Genomic DNA, 24,518 nt, shown 5'->3' on the forward strand with positions numbered 1-24,518 from the left:
GGGTGCAGGTTACTGGTTCGCGGTCGCGACGGCGGCCCCTGCATCGAGGATGCCCGAGCCTGCCGGCATCGCGGTGCACGACGTGCCGGCCGCCAGCTTCGCCGCGCGCGTGCCGCCTTGCAGCTTCTGCAGGATCTGCGCGGGCGTGAGGTTGCCGTTCACCGACAGCAACAGCGCGGCGACGCCCGTCACCTGCGGCGTCGCGAGGCTGGTGCCGTTCGCGGGGCCGTAGGTGTCCGAGCCCGGCGTCGTCGTGCCGGTGTTGGACGTCGACACGATGTTGACGCCCGGTGCGCTCAGCGACACATCGGCGCCGAAGTTGCTGAACGATGCGCGGCGGCCCGTCGCGTCGGTCGCGCCGACCGTGATCACGCCGCGGCAGTTCGCGGGCTGGTCGAGCCCGGTCGACAGGCCGTCGTTGCCGGCCGCGACGACCACGGTCACGCCTTTCGCGGTCACGTCGTCGATCGCCTGCTGGAACGTCGTGCTGCATGCGCCGACGCCGCCGAGGCTCAGGTTGATGATCTTCGCGGGGTTCGGATTGTTCGGCACGCCATTGACGGGAATACCGGCTGCCCAGCGCATGCCGTCGGCGATGTCGCTCGTCACGCCGCCGCACTTGCCGAGCACGCGCACCGGCAGGATGCGGCTGAGCCACGATACGCCGGCGATACCGGTGCCGTTGTTGGCGGTCGCGCCGATCACGCCCATCACGCGCGTGCCGTGCCAGCTGCTGTTGCTCGGCTGGCTCGCGCAGTGATAGTACGGGCCGTTGGCGTTGTCGATTTCCTGCTGCGTGACCCAGTCGCCCGGGTCGGTTGCGTCGGGGCCGCGCGTCAGGCCGTTGTTGCTGGTGTTGACGTTGCTGATGAAGCTGTAGCCTTGCTGTATCAGATTGCCGACGAGGTCGCCGTGCGGCCGGTAGCCGGTGTCGAGCACGGCCGTGACGACGGTCGGCGAGCCCTTGGTCACGTTCCACGCGGGCGGCAGGTCGATGCCGGCGGTCGGGTCGGACAGGTACCACTGCTGGTTGTAGAGCGGGTCGCTCGGCGTGTCGCGAATCTGCATCGGGTGATCCGGCTCCGCGTAGTCGACGTCGCTGTCGGCCGCGAACGCCTGCGCGAGCGCGGCGGCATCGGCGGCGGCCATGCGCTGGCCGAGCGACAGCACGGCCGCGCCGCTCGAGATCGTGCGCTCGACCTGCACGTTCACCGGCGTTTGCGCGACGGTGCTCGCGTACGCGCGTGCGCTGCCGGTCACCGGCGCGGTCCAGCGCGTCACCGCGCGCTGGATCACCGCATCGAGTCGCGAGCCATCGTCGATGGCCGCCATCGCGCGCGTGGCCGTCAGCGTTTTCAGCTTGACGATGAGGTGATCGACCGGCGGCTCGGCCGGTTCGGTCTGCGCAGCCATCTGCACGGCGGCCTGCTGCGACGTGCACGCATTGCTGCCGGACGACGCGGGCGGGGTGGTCGGGGCGGGCGTGGGAGCAGGCGTCGGCGCGGGCGTCGGCGCGGGTGACGCGTTGGACGAAGACGGGTTGCTGCCGTCGCCGCCGCCTCCGCCGCAACCGGCGAGGGGCAGGAGGGCGGCGGCGGACAGCATGCCGGCGAGCATGCGCGCATGTGCGGTGCGCGCCAGCGCGAAATTGAAACGTTTGGCTCTCATGGTGAAACTCGATCCTCGTAGATAACCGTCGTGCCGGCGGTGGCGCCGGTCCGGCCGAGCCGGACCTTGTGTTTTTGTCTGACGGTTGCAGCAGGTTGCTGCGACGCGCCATGCTCTGGGTAACGGCGCGCGCGGCCGCTTCTTGAGTGCGTTTCACGAGAAAAACAGGGGGTGCCGCAAACGATTACGTTGATGCGTTGCAGCATGAACGCGCGTTTGGAACGACGGGCACGGGGCCGGTGCGTGGCCCGGGCGGGCGAGACGGGCGGCGCGGGACGGTTTGCGCGGCACGGAAAACATCTTTCAGGACCGAGCCGCGGCGGAAGGATGTTTACGCTTGCCCTGATGTGACGCGAATATTGTCGGGCGTACGATCGCGGTTCGATCAACGTTTCATCAGGAGACACGCATGGATCGCCGTTTCCGTTGGCTCGCCGTCGCGCTGGCCTGTGCGCTGGCCGGCGCCGCCCACGCGCAGGCCCTTACCGGTACGCTGAAGAAGATCAAGGACACGGGCGTCGTGTCGCTGGGCATTCGCGAGTCGTCGGTGCCGTTCTCGTATTCGGACAACCAGCAGAAGAACATCGGCTATTCGCGCGACATCGCGTCGCGCATCATCGACCAGTTGAAGACGGACCTGAACCTGCCGAACCTCGCGGTGAAGGAAATCCCGATCACGTCGCAGAACCGCATTCCGCTGCTGCAGAACGGGACGATCGACTTCGAATGCGGGTCGACGACGAACACGCTCGAACGGCAGAGGCAGGCCGCGTTCTCGAACAGCATCTTTTTGTATGGCATCCGCTTCAGCACGCGCAAGGATTCGGGCGTGAAGGACTTCGCGGACCTGGCCGGCAAGACGGTCGCGACGACGGCCGGCACGTCGGACGAGCGCCTGCTGCGCAAGCTCAACGAAGAGAAGGCGATGAACATGACGATCATCAGCGCGAAGGATCACGCCGAAGCGTTCATGAACGTCACGACCGGGCGCGCGGTGGCGTTCGTGATGGACGAGCCGCTGCTGTACGGCGAGATCGCGAAGGACCGCAACCCGGGCGCGTATACGGTCGCGGGCACGCCGCTCGTTCACGAAAACTACGCGTGCATGATGCGCAGGGACGATCCGGCGTTCAAGCGCGTCGTCGACGGCGTGATCGCGAAGCTGCAGACCTCGGGCGCGGCCGAGAAGCTGTACGACCAGTGGTTCATGCAGCCGATTCCGCCGAAGGGCGTGAGCCTCAACTATCCGCTGTCGGCGGAGATGAAGCAGCTGTTCAGGAATCCGACGGATCAGGCGCAGTACTGAGCGCCGCGTCGAGGTGGTGTCGCGCCGCCAATGAAAAAGCCGCCGGCACATGCCGGCGGTTTCGCTTTGCCGCCCTGGATGGTCGAATCCCGCTGGCCGCCCGGTCTGCGAAGCAGCGCCGGCGGCGGCGAACCCGCTCGGCGCCGTCCGTGCCCGAGGCTGAAATCCGCCGCATGATCCCCGCGGGCCGCATCGTGCCCGCAGCGCCGCATCTCGACGGGCTGCGGGCCGCGCCTTGTTTGCGCAAGTCCTTTTCCCCATTTTTCTGACCCGTTCCGCGCGCCGGACTGCCGGAAATGCGCGTGCACGCCGGTGGCGCGTGCGGTGACGCCGTGTGCCGCGTAAACCCGGATTCAGATTTCAATTTGAACTGGTCAGAATCGGCCGAAATTGTTCAACAATTTTCGACCGAAAATCCCGGAAAGCCGCACAGGGCGGCGTGCGGGAGGCGTTGTGACGTTTCAGCGCGAGCGTCGAATAACCCAGGAGCCTCGCCATGTCTGCTCGTCTTTCGCTTCGACGTTTCCTGCGCGGCGCGCTCGCGCCGCTGCTCTTCGCGTGCTCGCTCGCAGCGGCGGCGCCGCTGCAGACGGTGCGGCCCGGCACGCTGCTGGTGGGCTCGGATCTCACGTATCCGCCCTACGCGTACCTGGACGCCGGCAAGCCCGCCGGCTTCGACGCCGAGTTCTCGCGGATGCTGGCGCAGCACCTGAAGCTGGAGCCGGTGTTCCTCGATACACGCTTTCCGGACCTCATCCTCGGGATGAAGGCGCGCCGCTTCGACGTCGTCGCGTCCGCGCTCTATGTGACGCCCGATCGCGTGAAGCAGGTCGATTTCGTGCCGTACCTGAAGACGGGCGCGTCGCTGATCGTCGCGAGAGGCAGCGCATTCCTGCCGAAGACGCCGCAGGACCTGTGCGGCAAGCGGGTCGGCTCGATCAAGGGCGCGTCGTGGACGCCGAAGCTGCGCGCGGTCTCGCAGGACGCCTGCAAGGCGGCCGGGCGCGGCGAGATCGCGATCCTCGAGTTCCCGACGTCGCCGGAAGCGACGTCCGCGCTGATGGCGAAGGCGGTCGACGTGCAGATCGAGGATGCGGCCGTCGCGCAGGGGATGACGAAGCAGACGAACGGGCGCATCGAAATCAGTTCGACGACGCTGCTGTACCCGATCGTGATCGGGCTGGGCGTGACGAAGGGCGACAGCGGCCTGCAGGGCGCGCTCGAGGGCGCGCTGAACGAGGCGAAGCGCAGCGGCGAATACGGCAGCCTCGTGAAGAAATACGGGTTGCAGGAGCCCACGCCGGCCGACGTGGCCGGCGCGCTGGGCGCCGCGAAGTAAGCACGCGGCAGGTACGCAGCACGCACGACCCGACCATCGCGCGCCGCGCAGCGCGGCCGCATCGCCCTTCGGGGTTCAGGAGTCTTCGATGCAGTTCGATTGGCACTATGCGTTGCAGCTGTTGTGGGACAGGGATTTCTGGCGCGCGTGCGTCGTGGTCGTCGAACTCAGCGTCGCCGCGTGGGTGCTCGGCGTGTTGCTCGGGTTTCCGGTGGCGCTCGCGAGGCAGTCGCACCGGCCGCTGCTCAAGCGTGCGGCGGCCGGGTACATCTGGTTTTTCCGCAGCCTGCCGCTGCTCGTGCTGCTGGTCTTCATCTACAACCTCCCGCAGGTCGTGCCCGCGACCAGTGCGGTGCTGTCCGATCCGTTCACGGCCGGCCTCATCGCGATGGTGCTGAGCGAAACCGCGTATTTCGCGGAAATCCATCGCGGCGGGATCCTGTCGGTGCCGCGCGGCCAACTGGAAGCCGGCCGTGCGCTCGGCATCCGTTTTACCGGCATCCAGCGGCTGATCGTGATGCCGCAGGCGATCCGCATCGCGCTGCCGGCGCTCGCGAACGAGTTCATCACGATCGTCAAGCTCACGTCGCTGGTGTCCGTGATCTCGCTTGCCGAGATCCTGCTCGTCGGACAGCGGCTCTACACGCAGAACTTCCTCGTGTTCGAAACGATGCTGGCCGTCGCGTTCTACTACGTGCTGATCGTCACGGTGTTCAGCCGGCTGCTCGGCTATCTCGAGCGGCACCTCGACGTCAGCCGCCGCACGCCCGTGCAGTCGGGCCACGCGAATCTCGAACTGCCGCTGTCGGTGCCCGCCATCGCGCCCAGGCCGCGGGCGAACGCGGAATTCGCGCTGCGCGTGAAAGGCGTGCAGCAGCGTTACGGCCGCCACGAGGTGCTGAAGGACATTCATCTCGACGTCGCGCCCGGGCAGGTCGTGTCGATCATCGGCCCGTCAGGCTCCGGCAAGACCTCGCTGATCCGCACCATCAACGGCCTCGCGCCGGTGAACGCCGGCGAGATCGACCTGTACGGCGTGTCGTTCATCCGCGCGTCCGGTTCGCAGCCGCCGCGCGTGTCGCACGAGCGCATCCTCGATATCGGCATGGTGTTCCAGAGCTTCAACCTGTTCCCGCATCGCACCGCGTTGCAGAACGTGATGATGGCGCCGTGTTATCACCGGCAGGCCGATACGGCGGCGGTGAGGCTGCAAGCGCTGTCGCTGCTGTCGAAGGTCGGGATGCTCGAGCATGCGAACAAGTATCCGCATCAGTTGTCGGGTGGCCAGCAACAGCGTGTCGCGATTGCGCGTGCGCTCGCCACACGGCCGTCGATCATGCTGTTCGACGAGCCGACGTCGGCGCTCGATCCCGAACTCGTCGGCGAAGTGCTGAAGGTCGTCGAGACGCTGGCCGCAGAAGGGATGACGATGATCATCGTCACCCACGAAATGAATTTCGCGTTCAAGGTGTCCGACCGGATCGTGTTCATGGAGAACGGACGCATCCTGTACAACGTGCCGCCCGAGCGGATTCGCGGCAGCGCGGACGCGCGCGTGAAGGATTTCCTGAAGCACGTTCATTTCGCATGACGAACCACTGGCTCGGAGCAGGCATGGACCCGACGGCTTTCCGGCTACCCGACGTGCACGAACCCGCGTGTGCCGAGCGGCTGCGCGCCTGTCTCGAACGCGCTGGCGCGCATCCCGGCGACATCGAAACGGCATGGCTCGCGCGTCGTGACGAGGCGGCGGCCGCGGAAGCGCGGGAATGGGATGCGTCGTTGCGCGGCGGCGCGATCGCAGCGCCGTTGGCCGGCGCCGTGCTGACGGTGAAGGCCTGTTTCGATTGCGACGGCTGGGTCACGCATGCCGGGTCGCGCGTGCTGGCCGAGGCGCCTCCGGCACGAACCGATGCCGCACTGGTGTCGGCGCTGCGCCGCGCCGGTGCGGTGCTGATTGCGCAGACCGCGATGACCGAGTTCGCGTATGGCGCGCTCGGCGTGAACCGCGCGTACGGGACGCCGGCGACGCCGCTCGACGCACGGCGCGAGCGGGTCGCCGGCGGCTCGAGTTCGGGGGCGGCGGTGTCGGTGGCACTCGGCGCGGCCGACCTGTCGGTGGGCTCCGATACGAGCGGTTCCGCGCGCATTCCGGCGGCATTTTGCGGCGTGACCGGCTTCAAGCCCTCGCGCGGACGTTACGCGACCGACGGCATGCAGTTCCTGTCGACCAGCTTCGACGTACCGGGCTTGCTGGCCGCGACGGTCGACCTGTGCCGGCGGGCGGACGCCGCGCTGTACGGGCGCGACGTGCGACGGGCAGCGCGGGCAACCATTCGCGACTTCACTTTCATCGTGCCCGAGCCATTCGCGACCGATGACCTCGATCCCGTGGTCGGCCGCGCATTCGACGCATGGTTGTCCCGGCTCTCCGCGCACGGTGCGCGCATCCGGCGCAAGCGGCTCGATTGCGTGGCCGAGGCCGGCGCGGTGGCGCGCGCGGGCGGCATCATCGCAGCGGAAGCGTTCATGCTGCATCGGGCGCGACTGGCCACGGCGGCCGATCGCTACGATCCGCTCGTCGGGCCGCGCATCGCGGCGGGCGAACAGGTGCGCGCGCATGACTATGCGGCGGCACAGCTGCGCCTGACGGGGCTGGCGGATGCGTACCACGCCGAACTCGGCGACGCGGAGGCGGTACTCACGCCAACGGTGCCGATGCTGCCCCCGCGCGTGGCCGATCTTGCCGACGAAGCCGTGTATCTCACACAGAACGCGCGAGCGTTCCGGCTGACCGAATTCGCGAACCGGCTCGATCTGCCGAGCATCAGCGTGCCCGGCGACCTGTGGAACCGGCAGCCCGTCGGCCTGCTGATCACCGGGTGTCGCGGCGGGGACGCGCGGCTGCTCGATGTCGCGGCCATGGTCGAACGCGTGCTGACCGATTCCGCATGACGCGTTTTCCGGAGGCAGGGCCTGCCTTGCCATTCTTCATCGTCACTATTCAGAGGTGCTCATGATCGTCGTAAGATCGGCCGATATCGCCAATACCGAACGTCACGCCCGCGGTCCGGGCTGGGACAGCAAGCGCATGATCGTCAAGCAGGACGGCGTCGGCTACTCCGTCCACGAAACGCGTGTGCAGGAAGGCGCGGAACTGCATCTGCATTACAAGAACCACTTCGAGACCAACTACTGCGTGGCCGGAGAAGGCGAGGTGGTCGACACGGCGACCGGCGCCGTACATCGGATCACACCCGGAACGATCTACGCGCTGAACCTGAACGATCCGCATATCCTGCGCGCGACGCGCGGCGACCTGCATCTCGTGTGCGTGTTCAATCCGCCGCTGACGGGGCGCGAGACGCATCGGGAAGACGGCAGCTACGCGCTGCCGACCGAACGGCAAGCCTGACCGCGCGTGCCGCTGGGCCGCTGCGCGTCGCATCGTGCGGCGCGCAGCGGCGGGCGGTGCATGGACTCAGGCCGCTTCGCGACGGCTGCGCTTGATCGCCTCGATGAGCATCCGTTCGGAATCGTCGAGATAACGGGCCAGCGTGGTGACGGCTTCGCTGCGGCGGTTCTGCGTGAGCAGCTCGTAGATCTGGTATTCGCGCTGGATCCAGTCAGGCGTCTGCACGTGCTTTTCGTCGAGATCGGCGGCGAAGACGAGACGCAGCTGCGCCGAGATGGTCCGGAAGAATTCGTCGAGCAGCGCCGACTTCTGAAGCGCGACGATGTGCTGGTGAAACCGCAGACTGTGCGTGCCGACGGCCTGCCAGTTTTCCTTGTCGAGTTCCCGCTCGGCCGCGCGAATGGCGGTCTGCATCTTGTCGAGCAGCGCCGGCTGCGCGAGTTCGGCCGTGTTCAGCGCATGCAGTTCGAGCGTGCGGCGCGCGACGTAGAGATCGCGCACGTCCTGGCGATTGAGCGTGCGCACGACGACGCCCTTGTGCCGCACGAACGTGACGAGCCCTTCGCGGCCGAGCTGATGCAGCACTTCGCGAAGCGAGTTGCGCGACGTGTCGTACTCGGCGGCGAGGTCCATCTCGATCAGCGGCGTGCCGGGCGGCAGCTTGCCGCTGATGATGTGTTCGCGCAGTTGATGGCTGATCCGGTCGGCGACCGACTGTCCTCTCGCTTTTTCGCTTGCCATTCCGTTCGTCCGCTCCTCTCCTGATCGTGCGCCGCCGGCGTGGCAGGCCGGCGGCGTTTCGCCATTCTACGGGCTGTGGGCCCGGTTACGCCGTCTTGTCGTGCTGCCAGTCGGCGTGCGGCGGCTGCATGCCGTGCTGGCCGCGGTACGGCGCGACGGACGGCGACGACCAGCCTTCGAGCAGGCTCGGGTCGAGCCGGTACACCTCGACGCCGAGCGGCCGGCACACGTCGATCGGGTCGCGCGCGTCGGGCCCCCACATCGGCACCGACAGATCGCCGCCGGGGCAGGTCGACATCGCGCACAGCACGTCGATTTCGGCGAAGAATTCGAGGTAGTCTCCCGGCTTCGCGGGGCACGCCTTCATGAAGTACTTGTCATCGTCGTTCAGGCCCGTGCACTGGAACACGTTGAGCACGTCGTGCACGTCGAATTCGGTCAGCCCGTACGGCGCGACCGCGCGCACGAGGTTCGAGTGGCAGTGGAAATGAAAATCCTCGCCGGTCAGCAGCTTGTTCACGTACGGGTCGCAGCGCGTGCCGAGCAGGTCGTGCACGCGGCCGCCATCGCCGTCGACGCCGTAGCCGGCGAGCGTGTCATCGGTGATCGTCACCATCGGGCGCAGGTACGGCAGCGTCGACCAGAGCCGGTCGAACGTCGTCACGTGCGCGGCCTGCAACTGACGCGTGCGCGACGCCCACATGCGTTCGCGCGGATTGTGCAGGTTCCAGATGTTGAAGTCGGCGACTTGCGGGCCGTCGAGCGTGACGATCCGGAACACGTGGCCGGCCGGCACCGTCCACGCGAAGCCGCTGCGGATCGGCACGACGTGCGATGCGATCCGTTCGCGCGCGTCCTGGCGCTGGGCGATCGCGGAATAAAAGGCCTTGTCGACGTTCAGGACGGAGCCCTTGGTGACCTGGTAGGCGGCGGGATAGTTCGACATGACGCGGTACTCTCGGCAAAGGTTGGCAGATGCGGCGATCCGGCTGAAACCCTTTGTGGCGGCCGGTCAGGCGTCAATTCACGTGCTGAATTGTTCAACAATAAATTGACGCTCCGGGGAGTATAGGGGGAAGGCGGGGAGGTGTGTCAATCGGAGGAAAGTACGGAGGAGCGGGGAGGCGGCGCACGCCGCATTCGGCGAAACGTCGGGCGCGACACATAAAAACCGGCTGTTCAGTTCAGCCCGGCTAGCCCAACTCAGGACGAACCGCAATCGGCATTCAACCTCGCCCGCGCCAGGGGAATCCGGTCGCCCGGAGCAACAACAGGCACAATACGGAATTCGCCACGACCGCACGCACGTTCGACATTCGAACATTGACGGTGCGGCGCTGCTGCCTCGATCTCCTTCCCAGTCGTCATGAACGCCACGCCCACTCCCGCGCGCGAGTCGAATTCGCCGCGCTTCCTGCTGTTCCTGATCTGCCTGTTCGCATCCGCCGGCCAGCTCGCGATCGACATCTACGTGCCCGCGCTGCCCGACATGGCCCGGTCGTTCGCGACCACGCCGCAGGCGATCCAGTCGAGCGTGTCCGGCTACATGGCGGCTTACGCGCTCGGCCAGCTGATCTTCGGGCCGATCGCCGACGCGTACGGCCGCAAGCGCGTGCTCGCGTTCGGGCTCGTGATCTACACGATCGGCTGCGTGTTGTCGCTCGGCGCGCCGAACCTCGAGACGTTCGTGCTGGCGCGCTGCCTGCAGGGCTTCGGGATCGCGACCACCAACCTGCTGGCGAAGGCGATCATCACCGATTCGTTCTCCGGCCAGGCGTTGTTGCACGCATTCACGTACATGTCGATCGCGTGGGGCCTGGCGCCGATCATCGCGCCGGTGATCGGCGCGCATCTGCAGGAATGGTTCGGCTGGCGTGCATGCCTCGTGTTCCTGCTGGTTTATTCGCTGGCGATGTGGGCGCTGCTTTGGCGCTACCGCGAAACCTTGCCGAAGCCCGTGCATCTCGAGCCGCGCACGCTGATGACGAACGCGGGCAAGGTGCTGGCCAGCCCGGTGTTCCAGAGCTGCTTCCTCGCACAGGGCCTGTGCTACAGCATCCTGCTGGTGTTCAACATCGTCGGGCCGTTCATGGTGCAGACCACACTGCACAAGCCGCCGACCTTCTTCGGTTATCTCGCGCTCGGTATCGGCCTCATGTATTTCCTTGGCGGCCTGTCGAACCGGATTCACGGGCGCGGGCTGCCGAGCGCCGAGCAACGGCTGCGTATCGGCGCGCGCGTGATGGCGGGCGCATCGATCGCGATGCTGGTGCTGGCGCTGACCGTCGGCCTGCGCGTGTGGACGCTCGCGACGCCGGTGCTCGTGATGGGCTTCTGTGCGGGCGCGATGTATCCGACGCTGATGGCCAAGGGCAATTCGCTGTTTCCGCATATCGCCGGCCTGACGAGCGCGATTCTCGGCTGTGCGCTGCTGCTCGTGTCGTCCGCGATGATGGGCCTCGCCGGCTTCGTGTCGATTCACGTGCTGACGCCGCTGGCGGTGTTCTTCGTCGTGTTGTCGTTCATCGTCGTGTGGATGGTGACGAAGCTGCTGCGGTATCTGTCGCAGCAGCAGGCGGCGCCGGTGGTGTGCGGGCGCGGGGAGGCGGCGTAGGTGCCGGGTGGAGATCGACTCGTGAACCGGATCCTGCTGAATCGCGTCGCCCGGTCCGACGCCGACGACCTGATCGCCGCGAACCGCGCGAGCCGGAATCATCATCTGCCATGGGTCGATTCGTTCATCGACCAGGCCGGGTTCGATCAATGGTTTGCCCGCTGCCTGATGGGGCCGAACGTGGGATTCGTCGCGCGCGAACGGGCGTCGGGCGCGGTGGCCGGCGTGGTGAACCTCAACGAGATCGTCGGCGGGGTGTTTCAGAGCGCTTATCTTGCGTACTACGGGATGGCGGACGTCAGCCGCAAGGGGCTGATGACGGAGGCGCTGCGCGCGGCGATCGACGTCGCGTTCGGCGAACTCGGGCTGCATCGGCTCGAAGCGAACATCCAGCCCGGTAACCATGCGTCGATCGCGCTGGTTCGACGGCTCGGTTTCAGGCAAGAGGGATTTTCGCCGCGCTATCTGCGCATCGGCGGCGAATGGCGCGACCACGAGCGTTGGGCGTTGCTGGCCGACGACGCACGCGAAGCCGGCGCCTGACAGTCGATTCCCGTCTCCGTTTCGCGTCGCTTACAGCGGGTGCGCGGCCCCGGCCTGCTGCAACAGCGACACGGCAACCGGGTCCGGTAGTCCGTTCGAATCGATCGCCCCCGCCTTGCCCAGCGCAACGAGATCGCTGTCGACGCCCGGTTGCCCGACCACGAACGACGTGGTCAGGAACGCCGGCGCCGCGAGCGTGACCGCATAGCGCTGCTGCAGGTTCGTCACCACGGCCGATTGCGCGGCCTGCACGGTGTCCGGGCTGTTCATCGCGCGCTGGTAGCGCAGGGTGCCCTGGAAGTTGCCGATCAGCCCGGCCGTGTTCGTCCCGAGTTGTGCGGCGAGATAGACGAGCATCAGCTCGGTCTCGGGCGTCGTATTGAAGGTGCCGCCCGCATAGGCGAGCGAGTGCAGGCTCGCGCCGCCCGACGCCACGGTGATGACGCATGGCAGCGCGGCGTTGAGCGTCACGCGGTAGTTGCCGCCGCCGTCCGTCAGCGTCGTCGCCGAGCCGGCCGCGCAATTGACCGTGACCTGCGCGCTGGCGAGCGCGCCGCCCGTCGCGGCCGTACCCGACAGCGCGACGGTCTGCGTGTTGTCGTTGAAGCACGCGTCGACACCGAAGCAGGCATCGCCGTTGCAGGCCGGGAGAGCGGCGAGCGTTGCGACGCACAACGCGCCCAGCACGGGGCGGGTGAAGCGTTCATGACGAATGTTCATGGTCGCGGGCAATCGAGAGAATGAGGCAACCGGTACGCGTCGGGAATGCGGCGCTGCTGTCATTCTATGTCCCGAACCGGGTGAAAGCGAATACGGGGCCGGCCAGTCAGGCCGGCTCTCCGGCTCAGGGCTTGCGCGCGGCCGGCTTCGCGAATGCGCCGCGCACCTCGAAGCCGATCGCATCGGCGACGTTGCCGCGCGCGTCGACGAGTTCGAGCCGGTGCCGGCCCGGCCACGGCAGCCATGCGACGCGGTCGGCGTGGCCGATCACCTTGTCGTCGAGCCGCCATGCGAACTTCGTCGCGCGCCCGGCCGAGCGTTCGAACCAGATCCGCTGATTCTTCGGCGGAATGTCCGGGTCGATCGCGAAGATCGTGCCGTCGGTCGGCGCGCCGATCGTCAGCGGCGCGCGCGCGCCGTCCTTGCCCGGCGTGACCGGCGCCGCGAGCCGGATCGTGTCGACCGCCGTGCCCGCGATGAACCACTCGCTGCGGGCCGGCTCGATGTCGCGCTCGAACGCGATCCGGCGCGTCTCGACGCCGGCCGGCGCGCGGGGCGCACGGCTCGGCAGGTCGCGGTGCAGGTAGCCGACGACGGCTGACCACACAGGCGACGCGCCCGTGACGCCCGACACGTCCCACATCGGCGAGCCGTCCGCATTGCCGACCCACACGCCGACCGTATAGCGCGACGTGAAACCGATCGTCCAGTTGTCGCGCATGTCCTTGCTCGTGCCGGTCTTGACCGCCGAGAAGAAGCGCGTCGCGAGCGGGTTGTCGAAGCCGAAGGTGCGCACGCGCGCGTTGTTGTCGGACAGGATGTCGGTCACGACGAAGCTGGCCGCTTCGCTGAACACGCGCGTGCCGGCGTCCGTCCGCGCGGATGCCGATGCGCCGGATGCGCCGGCGGCCGGCGTCGATGCCGCGGCCGGCAGATCGACGACCTTGCGCGCGACGCCGCCGTTCGCGAGCGCGCGGTATGCATTGGTCAGCGACAGCAGCGTGACGTCCGCACTGCCGAGCGCGAGGCTGAAGCCGTAGTAATCGCCTTCCTGCGCGAGCGGCAGGCCGAGCGCGGTCAGCGTGCGCGCGAAGCGGTGCGGCGTGATGAGCACCAGCGTGCGCACGGCCGGCACGTTCAGCGAGCCGCCGAGTGCGCTGCGCACGCTCACCCAGCCCTTGAAATCCTTGTCGTAGTTCTGCGGAATATAGAGGCCGCCGCCGGCGGCGAGGTTGATCGGCGCATCGTCGAGCAGCGACGCGGCGGTCAGCCGCCTTTCGTCGATCGCCTGCGCATAGAGGAACGGCTTGAGCGTCGAGCCGGCCTGGCGCGGCGCGAGCACGGCATCGACGTCGCGCGCGCTCGACAGCGCCCCCGACGAGCCGACCCACGCGCGGATCTCGCCGGTCGCGTTGTCGATCACGACGACCGCGCCGTCCTGCACGTTGCGCCGGTGCGCGGGTGCGTTCAGTTCGGTCAGTGCGCGCATCAGCGTGTCGCGCGCGAAGCGCTGCAGCGGCGCGTCGAGCGTCGTGCGGACCTGCGCGCCGGCCGCCGGCTTGACCTCGGCCGCGATGCGCCGCGCGAAGTGCGGGGCGAGGGCGGCGCCGTCGTCGCGCACGGCGTTGGCCGAGCGTGCGGTGACGAGCTGCACGTAGCCGTCGAGCGATGCGCAGGCCTGCGCGGCCTGCATGTCGCGCAGGATCCGGCACGCGCGTTCGGCGATCTTCGCGGGGGCCGCATTGGGCGCACGCACGAGTGCGGCGGCGATCGCGGCCTCGCGCGCGTCGAGGCCCGACGGCGCCTTGCCGAACAACACCTGCGACAGCGCGCCGAGCCCGATCGTCTCGCCGCGGAACGGCACCAGGTTCAGGTACGCCTCGAGGATCTGGTCCTTGCGCCAGCCGCGTTCGAGCCACAGCGCGTTTACGGCCTGCGTGGCCTTCTGCGGCAGCGAGCGCTGGCCCGAGCGCCGCGGCGAATCGCTGAGCAGGCCCGCGAGCTGCATCGTGACGGTCGACGCGCCGCGCGTGCGCTCGTTCCACAGGTTGCCCCACGCGGCGCCGGCAATCCCGCGCCAGTCGACGCCGCTGTGTTCGTAGAAGCGCTTGTCCTCGGACACGACGATCGCCTCGCGGAACGCGGGCGATACGTCGGCGAGCGACACCCAGTCGCCGCGCCGTTCGGTGAGGTCGATGCGCGTGCGCTGCAGCGGCGTGCCGTCGCGCGCGAGCAGCACCCAGTCGGAGCTGCGCCAGTGGCGGCGCACGTCGTCGTAGCCGGGCAGCGCATGCGCGACGAGCGGCGCGGCCAGCACGACGGCGACGAATACGCGGCCGGCGAAACGCGCCGGCCGCGGCAAAGCCAGATCGATCATCGCGGTCTCGTCACTTGCCCGCGTCGGCCGGCTTCACGGTCATCGGCGGGTTCGGCCACAGGCCGTACACGGACGGCGCATACAGCGCCTCGACGCGCGTCGGCGGCAGCCCGAACGTGCCGACGTTGTTCAGCCGCACCGTGTATTCGACCGAGAATTTGCCCTTCGGCAAATAGTCGTAGTACGCGCGGTAGCCATCGAAATCGCGCTCGATGAACGTCGGCCACGCGCCGTCGGGCGTTTTCTCGCCCTGCGTCGCGGCTTCGGAATCGCGGCCGAGGCCCGACCCGAGGATCGTCGCGCCGGCCGGAATCGGATCGTTGACGGCGACCCACGTCATGTCGCTCTGCGCATCGATGTCGAGATGCACGCGCACGACGTCGCCGCGCGTCAGCACGCCCTTGACGGCCGGCGACACCGGCGTGACCGTCTTCGTGATCCGGTAGCCGGCCGCGAACGGCGCACGCAGCGGCACGGCCGCGAGGCTCTCGACGGTCGCCCACGGGCGGCCGGTGCCGTCCTGCGTGACCGACAGCGTGGCCGGCCCCTGCGACGCACGCGGCCACGGCATCAGCACGCTACGCGCGTCGGCCGCGCGGGTCGCCGGCGTGGCCGACGCGGGCGACTCGGCGGGCGTGGCCGATGCCGCCTGCGACCACGAGATCGAGCGCTCGTCGCCGCCCAGCGCAACCTTCGTCGCGCCGGCGACGGGTGTGCTCTCGTAGGTGCGCGAGAAGCGCTCGACCGCGAGCAGGCCGAGCGCGTTCGACGTCGTCGTCTGCCATGCGCCCTGACGTTGCAGCGCGAGCAGGCCGGCCGTCACGCGCGGCATTTCGTCCTTCCATGCCGGGTCGCCCGCGAATTCCAGCGCGAGACGCGCGGCGTTGGTCTCGTTGCTGGTCATCAGCCACCACAGGTCGTCGTCGCGCGCGGTCGAGAACACCAGTTGCGTGCCCTGGTAGGTCAGGCGCGCCCGCAGGATCTGGTCGACCTGCGCGCGTTTCTCGTCGCGTTGCGGGATGTCCTTCACGCGCGTCAGGATCGCGTGATAGTCGATCACCGCCGACGTCGGCCACTGGTTCGGCGCGATCTCGATCGAACCGAGCATGCGGCCCTGCGCGGCGCCGTAGCGCGACAGCGCCTCGATCGCGGCGAGCTTGCGCAGATCGCGATCCTGGCGCGGCGCCCACGCGTTGCGCTCGATGCGACCGTCGACGAAGCGCGCGAGCCCGGCTTCGAGCTGCGTGCGCAGGTCTTCCGGCAGCGCGAAGCGCGGGTCGAGACGGCTGGCTTCGTCGGACACCACGAGCAGGTACGACGACAGCGTCGGGCTGCCGTGATGCGAATCGTCGGACGACGGCGGGAAGTAGCTCGCCAGGCCGTCGCTGTCGAGATAGACGGGCATCCGTGCGATCAGCGCCTGCCATTGCGCGGGGTCGCGCAGGCCGATCGCGCGCGACGTCTGCTGTTCGAGGCAGCGGTACGGATAGCGCCCGAACCAGCGTTTCACGCCGGGCAGCCCGTCGGCAAGCTTCGACTGCAGCGACACGGCGATGCCGCCGCGCGGCGCGCCCTGTGCGTTGCTCACCGCGCCGGCCGGGGCCGCGACGGGCACCGTCAGCGTGCCGTCGACCTGTGCGAGCGTCGCCTGCTGCACCGTGACCGGCAGCGCGGGCACGACCTTCTGCGCGACGGCCAGCGCGTCGGACGCGCGCTTGCCGCCTTGCTCGGCCGCCTCGATGCGCCAGTTCAGCGCACCGGCTGCATCGAGCGCCTGCTCGGGCACGGTGATCGTCCATGCGACTTCGGTGGCCGCATTCGCCGCCAGCGACACGGTTTGCGGCGCAACGTCGAGGCCCGTCACGCGCGGCGTCACGACGACCTGCATCGCACGGTCGGTCGTGTTGCGCAGGGTGACCTGCGCGCGGAACGCGTCGCCTTCGCGCACGAGCGGCGGCAGGCCGGAGATCAGTTGCAGATCCTGCGTGCTGCGGATCGACGTGCTGCCCGTGCCGAAACGGTCGGGGCCGACCGCCGCGATCGCGACGATCCGGAAGCGCGTGAGCGCGTCGTTCAGCGGCACCTCGACGGTCGCGCTGCCGTTCGCATCGAGCGCCACGCGCGGGTTCCACAGCAGCAGCGTGTCGAACAGCTCGCGGGTCGGCGCGCTGCCGCCCCCGCCGCCGGCCGGCACGGCCTTGCGGCCGAAGTGGCGGCGGCCGACGATTTCCATCTGCGCGGTGGCCGTCTCGACGCCGTACGCGCGCCGGCGCAGCATCGCGTCGAGCAGGTCCCAGCTGTTGTTCGGCATCAGTTCGAGCAGCGCTTCGTCGACGGCCGCGACGGCGATCTGCGTGCCGGCCGGTGCCGGCTGGCCGTTCGGCAGCGTGACCTTCACGTGCGCCTGCGCCTTGCTGCGTACCGTGTAGCGGGTCGCGTCGGTCGTCACGGTCACGCCGAGACGATGTACGCCCGTGCCGACCTTGATCTCGCCGAGCCCATAGCGGAACGCGGGCTTCGACAGGTCGACGAACGCGGTCGGCGCCTCATAGTGGCGGCCTTCGCGCCAGAACGCGCGCGCCCATTCGACCGGTGCCTTCCACCCCCACGTGAAGAACGAGTACCACGGCACCTCGCGAATCCGCCCGCGCAGCGCGAGCACCGACACGTAGACGTTCGGCCCCCACGATTCGCCGACCTTCAGGTCGACGGTCGGGTTCTTGCCGTTCAGCTCGACGATGTGCGTTTCCATCACGCCGCCGCGCTCGACCGCGACGAGCGCGGTCGCGTAGCGGAACGGCATGCGCACCTGGAAGCGCGCCGTTTCGCCCGGTTCGTACGACGTTTTCTCGGGGATCACGTCGATCCGGTCGGTGTTGTCGCCGCCGAACCAGAGTTCGTCCTCGCGGGTGACCCATACCGACGTCGACGCATTCGACGTGCGGCCGTCGCCGTCCTTCGCGACCGCAATCAGCTGCACGTTGCCGGCCTGTTCGAGCGTCGCGTCGCAGGCCATGCGGCCCTTGTCGTCGGTCTTGCCCGAACACAGCACGCCGAGGTCGCGCGTATCGCTCTTGTTGTCGTACGCATAGAAGCCGCCGACCATCCGCTTGCGCGACGACGTCGTGATGCGGGCCACGCCCTTGATCTCGATCGGCACCGACGCGCGCGGCTTGCCCTGCAGGTCGACCGCCAGCGCCTGCACCGGCACGCGCTGGCCGACCGACACCCAGCGGCCGGCCTTGATGCCGGCCACCACCGCGGCCGGCCACAGGATCGTGTCGCCGCGGATCGTCTGCACTTCGCCGTTCGGGTCCGCGAACGTCGCCTCCAGCGCGATGCGCTTCGGCGCGTCGACGTCCGGCAGGCCCTTGAGCGTGACCGAGCCCGCGCCGTTGCGGTCGAGCGTCAGCGGCAGCTTGTCGGCGATCAGCTTCGTCGCGTCCGGATCGTTGCTCGACGCCGATGACGACGCGTTGTCGCCGTCCTGCTCATCGTCGTCGGCGTTGCCGTCGCTCGTGTCGGGACGATACGGCGTGAAGCTGAAATCCTCGAAACGATCCGCGAACGGCGGCGACGCCCACTTCATCAGCGCCGACACCTGCACGGGCAGGTTCGATGCGCCGCCGCCCGACACGTAGTCGATCTGCACCGCGAGCGGCGCTTCCTTCACGGCGACGAGCGGGCTCTTCTGCGCGTCGCGCGCGCCGATCGAGCCTTTCAGCACCGGCAGGCGGAACGCCTCGACGCGGAAGCTGCCGCTGTAGTAGCTGGCGCTCGGCGCATCGTCCGGGCCGCCTTCGAGCTCGACGCTGTATTCGCCGAGCTTCGCGGCGGCCGGCAGCGTGAACTGCGAGTCCGCGCTGTGGTCGGCCGCCCACGTGAGCGGCAGCTTGTAGGTCTGGCCCGTGCCGAGATGGCGGATCGTCACGCGCGTCGGGTATTGCGACGGGAACGCGAGGCTCGGCAGCGTCTCGGTGCGGATGAAATGCTTCATCGACACGGTTTCGCCGGCGCGCAGCAGCGTGCGGTCGAACACCGTATGCGCACGCACGGTCGGCGCGCTGCCGGTGTCGGTCGGCACGTTGAAGCGCCACGATTCGATCCCGCGGTTCCAGCCCGAGCTGACGAACGCCATGTCGGGGCCCGTCTTCGGATCGTCGACGCGCGCCGACACGAAGTAGTCGCTAAAGCGCTGTTCCGACGAGCTGCATTCGCGCTTCGGCTCGAACGGCCCGTCGATCTTCAGCAGGCCCTGCGCGTCGGTCTTGCCGGCCGCGATTTCGTCGCCGTTGCAGTCCGATACGCGGATCTGCGCGTTCGGCACCGGCTTGCCCTTGTCGAGCGTCGTGACCCACACGAGGTTGTTCTCGCGGCCCTGTTTCAGGTGCACGCCGAGGTTCGTGACGAGCACGGTCGTGCGCACGTACATGCTCGACGGCTTCGCGAGCAGCGAGCGGCCGAGCGCGGGCGACGCGAGTTCGAGCACGTAGAAGCCGGGCTTCTCGATCGGCACGCCGACCACCTCGAACGGGCGCAGCGTCTTCGGATCGGCCTTCGGCAGCGTCAGCACCTGCGCGCCGGGCTCGCCCACGAGCAGCGACAGCGAGCGCACGTCGATGCGGCGGTTCTTCGGCGCGGGCTGCTTTTCGCCGGCCTCGAGCGGCACGTAGACGGGGCGTTGCCCCTTGCGTTCCAGCAGGCCGGGAATCTGGCTGTCGATCGAGCCGGCCGTCATCGACCAGTTGTCGAAGCGATCGACGGTGCGCATCCATTGGCGGATCGCGGTGTCGTTCTCGACCTTCAGGTTCGCGAATTGCGCGCCGCCCGCATTGAGGCCCGCGATATGCAGGTCGGCCTCGACGTTGCGCAGCGTGACGGGCACCAGCGCGGGCGTGCCGGGTTCGGCGAAGCGCTCGACGATCCCGAAGGTGCCCGACGAGAATTTGGCGAGCGGCGGCATCGGCGCGGTGCGCGTCGCGAGCGGGAACAGGTCGGCGTTCGACAGCGGCCGGTCGGTCACGTCGTGCAGGCCCGACGGCAGCTCGACGGTCAGGTCGGCCTGCGCGGGCAGCGGCGGGTTGAACGTGACGGTCGTCACTTCCTCGCTGTGATCGTCGGCGGCGAAGGTCGGCGACAGCGAGCCGTCGGGGCCGCGCAGCTTGATCGCTTCGGCATTCTTGCGCGAGATCGGCGCATTGAACGACAGCGTGAGCGGGCGCAGCGGCGTGCAGGGCGCCTTCGCGTTCTCGCGTTCGCACGAGAAGCTCGCGGCGAACGGTGAGCGCACGGTGAAATCGAAGCGCCGTTCGGTGTCGTTCGCGATGCCGCTCGGGCTCGCGACGCCTTTGCCGTATACGAGCTGCATCTTCGCGCTCGCCGGCAGCGCTTGCGAGCACGACAGCGTCAGCACGCGCGCGGCTTCCTTCTTCAGCCCGAAATGATCGAGCAGCGCGTTGCGCGTCTCGTCGTCGGCCGCCGTGACGGGAATGCGGTTGCCGATGCCGGCCGCTTCGCACCAGATGTTCGCGAGCGCCGAGCGCGGCTCGGCCGGCCCGTTCAGCTTCATCACGAAGACCTGCCGCTCCTCGATCTCGCGGGAGCCGGGGCGCACCGACACCGGGAACGGGCCGCCCGTCTGGAACGTGAAGCGGCGCGGGCCGCTGGCCGCATTGCCGGCGACCGAGCGCAGCGTGTCGTTGAGCGCGACCGAGCAGCGTACGCCGGGCGGCAGGTCGCTTTCGAAATCGTAAACCCAGGTCTTGTCGTCGAGCCAGTGGCCCGAGCCGCGCGCGGCGGTCGAATCGCTGCAGGTCACGCGCGCCGGATTCGGCGCGGACGCCGAGCCGAACGCGACCATCGGTTCGTCGAACTTGACGACGCTCTGCCGGACTTCGGTGACGGTGCCTTGCGGCGACACGCTCACCGTGCGCGCCGCGCCCGCATGCAGCGACAGCGCCGCGGCGCCGCCGAGCGCCGCGACGGCGCCGATGCGCCAGAGCAGCCGGGTGGTGTGGTTGGTGTGGTTCGTTTCTTTGTTGTGCTTGTCGCGCTGCTTCATCGCTCGATTGCCCTCGGAGGGAAGCTTTCTGTTTGATTGCACGGGATTCTAACCGACCGCCGCGCGCGCGCAGCACGGCGTGCAGATGCCGTGTGTGGTCGGCACGCGACACGGGTATGCCTGCCGCAGATTTGTCGCGTCGACGACACAAAAATGCAGCGAAATATCGATTGTCACGGATTGCGGAACATTTAATGGACTATAAAAAGATTGTTCGATCCGATTTGTGCGCGTACATTGCAGGTCCGCGCCAATGTTTGAGAAATATCAAGCGTGGTTTTCCCGAATCCGGTGTTCGAGAGAAGGAAACATGCATAACGACAACACCCCCCAATCGCGTCGTGACAACGACGCAGCCGCAACCGGCATCACGCGGCGTCAATGGCTGCAGGGCGCACTGGCGCTGACGGCGGCGGGCCTCACGGGCTCGCTGGCGTTGCGGGCCCTGGCCGACGATCCGGCCACCGCGCCGCTCGATACGTTCATGACGCTTTCCGAAGCATTGACCGGCAAGAAAGGGCTGAGCCGCATCACCGGCCAGCGCTATCTGCAGGCCTTGCAGAAGGGCTCGTTCAAGACGGCCGACAGCCTGTCGCAACTCGCCGGCGCGCTCGCATCCGGCTCGCTGAATCCCGACCAGGAATCGCTCGCATTGACGATTCTCGGCGCGTGGTATCTCGGCATCGTCGACAACGTCGTGATTACCTACGAAGAAGCATTAATGTTCAGCGTGGTGTCCGATACGCTCGTGATCCCTTCGTATTGCCCCAACAAACCCGGCTTCTGGGCCGAAAAACCGATCGAGAGGCAAGCCTGATGGCCGATACCGATACGCAAAAAGCCGACATCGTCGTCGTCGGATCGGGTGTCGCCGGCGCGATCGTCGCGCACCAGCTCGCGCTGGCGGGCAAGTCCGTGATCCTGCTGGAAGCCGGCCCGCGCATGCCGCGCTGGGAAATCGTCGAGCGCTTTCGCAACCAGGCCGACAAGACCGACTTCATGGCGCCGTACCCGTCGAGCCCGTGGGCTCCGCATCCGGAATACGGCCCGCCGAACGACTACCTGATCCTGAAGGGCGAGCACAAGTTCAACTCGCAGTACATCCGCGCGGTGGGCGGCACGACGTGGCACTGGGCCGCGTCGGCGTGGCGCTTCATCCCGAACGACTTCAAGATGAAGACCGTGTACGGCGTCGGCCGCGACTGGCCGATCCAGTACGACGACCTCGAGCATTACTATCAGCGCGCCGAGGAAGAGCTCGGCGTGTGGGGCCCGGGCCCCGAGGAAGACCTGTACTCGCCGCGCAAGCAGGCGTATCCGATGCCGCCGCTGCCGTTGTCGTTCAACGAGCAGACCATCAAGAGCGCGCTCAACGGCTATGACCCGAAGTTCCACGTGGTGACCGAGCCGGTCGCGCGCAACAGCCGCCCGTACGACGGCCGGCCGACTTGTTGCGGGAACAACAATTGCATGCCGATCTGCCCGATCGGTGCGATGTACAACGGCATCGTCCATGTGGAGAAGGCCGAGCAGGCCGGCGCGAAGCTGATCGACAGCGCGGTCGTCTACAAGCTCGAGACGGGCCCGGACAAGCGCATCGTCGCCGCGATCTACAAGGACAAGACGGGCGCCGACCATCGCGTCGAGGGCAAGTACTTCGTGCTCGCCGCGAACGGCATCGAGACGCCGAAGATCCTGCTGATGTCCGCGAACCGCGATTTCCCGAACGGCGTCGCGAACAGCTCCGACATGGTCGGGCGCAACCTGATGGACCATCCGGGCACCGGCGTGTCGTTCTATGCGAGCGAGAAGCTGTGGCCGGGCCGCGGCCCGCAGGAGATGACGTCGCTGATCGGTTTCCGCGACGGCCCGTTCCGCGCGACCGAAGCCGCGAAGAAGATCCACCTGTCGAACATGTCGCGCATCAACCAGGAGACGCAGAAGATCTTCAAGGCCGGCAAGCTGATGAAGCACGACGAGCTCGACGCGCAGATCCGCGATCGTTCCGCGCGCTACGTGCAGTTCGACTGCTTCCACGAAATCCTGCCGCAGCCCGAGAACCGCATCGTGCCGAGCAAGACGGCCACCGACGCGATCGGCATCCCGCGCCCCGAGATCACGTATGCGATCGACGATTACGTGAAGCGCGGCGCCGTGCACACGCGCGAGGTCTACGCGACGGCCGCGAAGGTGCTCGGCGGCACCGACGTCGTCTTCAACGACGAGTTCGCGCCGAACAACCACATCACGGGCGCGACGATCATGGGCGCGGATGCGCGCGACTCGGTCGTCGACAAGGACTGCCGCACGTTCGACCATCCGAACCTGTTCATCTCGAGCAGCTCGACGATGCCGACCGTCGGTACGGTGAACGTGACGCTGACGATCGCGGCGCTCGCGCTGCGGATGTCGGACACGCTGAAGAAGGAAGTCTGACCGTGCGGAAATCTACTCTCACCTTCCTCCTGGCCGGCTGCCTCGCGCTGCCCGGCCTCGCACGCGCGGCCGATTCGGCCGATCCGGCGCAGGTCAAGCGCGGCGAATACCTCGCGGTCGCGGGCGACTGCATGGCCTGCCACACCGCGAAGGGCGGCAAGCCGTTCGCGGGCGGCCTCGGCATGCCGGTACCGATGCTCGGCAAGATCTATACGAGCAACATCACGCCCGATCCCGATACGGGCATCGGCAACTGGACGTTCGACGACTTCGAGCGGGCGGTGCGGCACGGCGTGTCGAAGAACGGCGACAACCTGTACCCGGCGATGCCGTACGTGTCGTACGCGAAGATCAACGACGACGACGTGCAGGCGCTGTACGCGTACTTCATGCACGGCGTCGAACCGGTCAAGCAGGCGCCGCCGAAGAACGAGATCCCCGCGCTGCTGAGCATGCGCTGGCCGCTGAAGATCTGGAACTGGCTGTTCCTGAAGGACGGCGTCTACCAGCCGAAGCCGGCGCAGAGCGCCGAGTGGAACCGCGGCGCGTATCTCGTGCAGGGCCTCGCGCACTGCAGCACGTGCCACACGCCGCGCGGCATCGCGATGCAGGAGAAGTCGCTCGACGAAACGGGCGGCAGCTTCCTGTCGGGCTCGGTGCTCGCGGGCTGGGACGGCTACAACATCACGTCCGACCCGAACGCGGGGATCGGCGGCTGGACGCAGCAGCAGCTCGTCCAGTACCTGCGCACCGGCAGCGTGCCGGGCCTCGCGCAGGCGGCCGGCCCGATGGCCGAGGCGATCGAGCACAGCTTCTCGAAGATGACCGAAGCCGACATCGGCGCGATCTCGACGTACATCCGTACGGTGCCGGCGGTGGCCAACGGCGACGCGAAGCAGTCGCGCTCGTCGTGGGGCAAGCCGGCCGAGGATGGCCTGACGCTGCGCGGCGTCGCGCTCGCGTCGTCGGGCATCGATCCGGCGCGGCTGTATCTCGGCAACTGCGCGACCTGCCACCAGATGCAGGGCAAGGGCTCGCCGGACGGTTACTACCCGCCGCTGTTCCACAACTCGACGGTCGGCGCGCCGAATCCGACCAACCTCGTGCAGGTGATCCTGAACGGCGTGCAGCGCAAGGCCGGCAGCGAGGACGTCGGGATGCCCGCGTTCCGCCACGAGCTGTCGGATGCGCAGATCGCCGCGCTGACCAACTACCTGACCGGGCAGTTCGGCAATCCGGCCGCGAAGGTGACCGAGCAGGACGTCGCGAAGCTGCGCTGACGCGGCACGCGACGAAGC

General features: G+C 68.1%; 17 protein-coding genes. 10 read left to right on the forward strand and 7 right to left on the reverse strand.

Annotated elements, in window-relative coordinates:
- Window positions 1-9: 9 nt before the first annotated feature.
- Complete coding sequence (locus HWX14_RS11690; RefSeq protein WP_175882860.1) at window positions 10-1,668, reverse strand: S8 family peptidase; 1,659 nt, start codon at window positions 1,666-1,668, stop codon at window positions 10-12.
- The gene (locus HWX14_RS11695) at window positions 1,665-1,874 is read right to left on the reverse strand and encodes a hypothetical protein (RefSeq protein ID WP_175882367.1); all 210 of its coding nucleotides are present in this window, start codon (window positions 1,872-1,874) and stop codon (window positions 1,665-1,667) included. Before HWX14_RS11695 ends, HWX14_RS11690 begins: the two co-directional genes overlap by 4 nt.
- A gap of 203 nt (window positions 1,875-2,077) precedes the next feature.
- On the opposite strand from HWX14_RS11695, the gene HWX14_RS11700 reads away from it, so the two are divergent.
- From HWX14_RS11700 to HWX14_RS11720, 5 genes are all read left to right on the forward strand, one after another.
- The gene (locus HWX14_RS11700; RefSeq protein WP_175882861.1) at window positions 2,078-2,974 is read left to right on the forward strand and encodes a glutamate/aspartate ABC transporter substrate-binding protein; all 897 of its coding nucleotides are present in this window, start codon (window positions 2,078-2,080) and stop codon (window positions 2,972-2,974) included.
- A gap of 496 nt (window positions 2,975-3,470) precedes the next feature.
- Complete coding sequence (locus HWX14_RS11705; protein ID WP_175882862.1) at window positions 3,471-4,313, forward strand: ABC transporter substrate-binding protein; 843 nt, start codon at window positions 3,471-3,473, stop codon at window positions 4,311-4,313.
- Window positions 4,314-4,401: 88 nt separating this feature from the next.
- Entirely contained in the window at window positions 4,402-5,904 is a 1,503-nt protein-coding gene (locus HWX14_RS11710) for an amino acid ABC transporter permease/ATP-binding protein (protein WP_175882863.1), read from the forward strand.
- 23 nt (window positions 5,905-5,927) lie between these two features.
- Window positions 5,928-7,268, forward strand: coding sequence for an amidase family protein (locus HWX14_RS11715; RefSeq protein WP_175882864.1), 1,341 nt, complete (start codon window positions 5,928-5,930; stop codon window positions 7,266-7,268).
- 61 nt (window positions 7,269-7,329) lie between these two features.
- Window positions 7,330-7,728, forward strand: a complete 399-nt coding sequence (locus HWX14_RS11720) for an ectoine synthase (protein WP_175882865.1) — start codon at window positions 7,330-7,332, stop codon at window positions 7,726-7,728.
- Window positions 7,729-7,794: 66 nt separating this feature from the next.
- Here HWX14_RS11720 and HWX14_RS11725 read toward each other — a convergent pair whose 3' ends face one another.
- Together HWX14_RS11725 and HWX14_RS11730 are read right to left on the reverse strand one after the other, a co-directional pair.
- Window positions 7,795-8,469 carry a GntR family transcriptional regulator gene (locus HWX14_RS11725; RefSeq protein WP_175882866.1) on the reverse strand — a complete coding sequence of 225 codons (675 nt, stop codon included), beginning with the start codon at window positions 8,467-8,469 and terminating at the stop codon, window positions 7,795-7,797.
- 85 nt (window positions 8,470-8,554) lie between these two features.
- Window positions 8,555-9,415 (reverse strand): DUF1989 domain-containing protein, encoded by an 861-nt coding sequence (locus tag HWX14_RS11730; RefSeq protein ID WP_175882867.1) that lies wholly within the window; start codon window positions 9,413-9,415, stop codon window positions 8,555-8,557.
- A gap of 420 nt (window positions 9,416-9,835) precedes the next feature.
- Between HWX14_RS11730 and HWX14_RS11735 the strand changes: the two genes are divergently transcribed.
- A complete protein-coding gene (locus tag HWX14_RS11735) occupies window positions 9,836-11,083 on the forward strand; it encodes a multidrug effflux MFS transporter (RefSeq protein WP_175882868.1) in 1,248 nt (415 codons plus the stop codon).
- A gap of 21 nt (window positions 11,084-11,104) precedes the next feature.
- Window positions 11,105-11,626, forward strand: coding sequence for a GNAT family protein (locus tag HWX14_RS11740; RefSeq protein ID WP_175882869.1), 522 nt, complete (start codon window positions 11,105-11,107; stop codon window positions 11,624-11,626).
- 30 nt (window positions 11,627-11,656) lie between these two features.
- On the opposite strand, the gene HWX14_RS11745 is transcribed toward HWX14_RS11740, so the two are convergent.
- From HWX14_RS11745 to HWX14_RS11755, 3 genes are all read right to left on the reverse strand, one after another.
- Complete coding sequence (locus HWX14_RS11745) at window positions 11,657-12,346, reverse strand: hypothetical protein (protein WP_175882870.1); 690 nt, start codon at window positions 12,344-12,346, stop codon at window positions 11,657-11,659.
- Window positions 12,347-12,470: 124 nt separating this feature from the next.
- A complete protein-coding gene (gene pbpC, locus HWX14_RS11750; protein WP_175882871.1) occupies window positions 12,471-14,723 on the reverse strand; it encodes a penicillin-binding protein 1C in 2,253 nt (750 codons plus the stop codon).
- A 10-nt stretch (window positions 14,724-14,733) separates the two neighbouring features.
- Entirely contained in the window at window positions 14,734-20,784 is a 6,051-nt protein-coding gene (locus HWX14_RS11755) for an MG2 domain-containing protein (RefSeq protein ID WP_175882872.1), read from the reverse strand.
- Between the two features lie 310 nt (window positions 20,785-21,094).
- On the opposite strand from HWX14_RS11755, the gene HWX14_RS11760 reads away from it, so the two are divergent.
- The 3 genes from HWX14_RS11760 to HWX14_RS11770 are packed head-to-tail and all read left to right on the forward strand — an operon-like array spanning window position 21,095 to window position 24,500.
- Complete coding sequence (locus HWX14_RS11760) at window positions 21,095-21,601, forward strand: sugar dehydrogenase complex small subunit (RefSeq protein WP_175882873.1); 507 nt, start codon at window positions 21,095-21,097, stop codon at window positions 21,599-21,601.
- Window positions 21,601-23,220 (forward strand): GMC family oxidoreductase, encoded by a 1,620-nt coding sequence (locus tag HWX14_RS11765; RefSeq protein WP_175882874.1) that lies wholly within the window; start codon window positions 21,601-21,603, stop codon window positions 23,218-23,220. The genes HWX14_RS11760 and HWX14_RS11765 overlap by 1 nt, the downstream gene beginning before the upstream one ends.
- 2 nt (window positions 23,221-23,222) lie before the next feature.
- A complete protein-coding gene (locus HWX14_RS11770) occupies window positions 23,223-24,500 on the forward strand; it encodes a cytochrome c (protein ID WP_175882875.1) in 1,278 nt (425 codons plus the stop codon).
- Window positions 24,501-24,518 lie beyond the last annotated feature (18 nt).

Origin of the sequence: Burkholderia sp. BCC0044 (genome assembly GCF_902832955.1) — a bacterium.
In the GTDB taxonomy this organism is placed as follows: Bacteria; Pseudomonadota; Gammaproteobacteria; order Burkholderiales; family Burkholderiaceae; genus Burkholderia.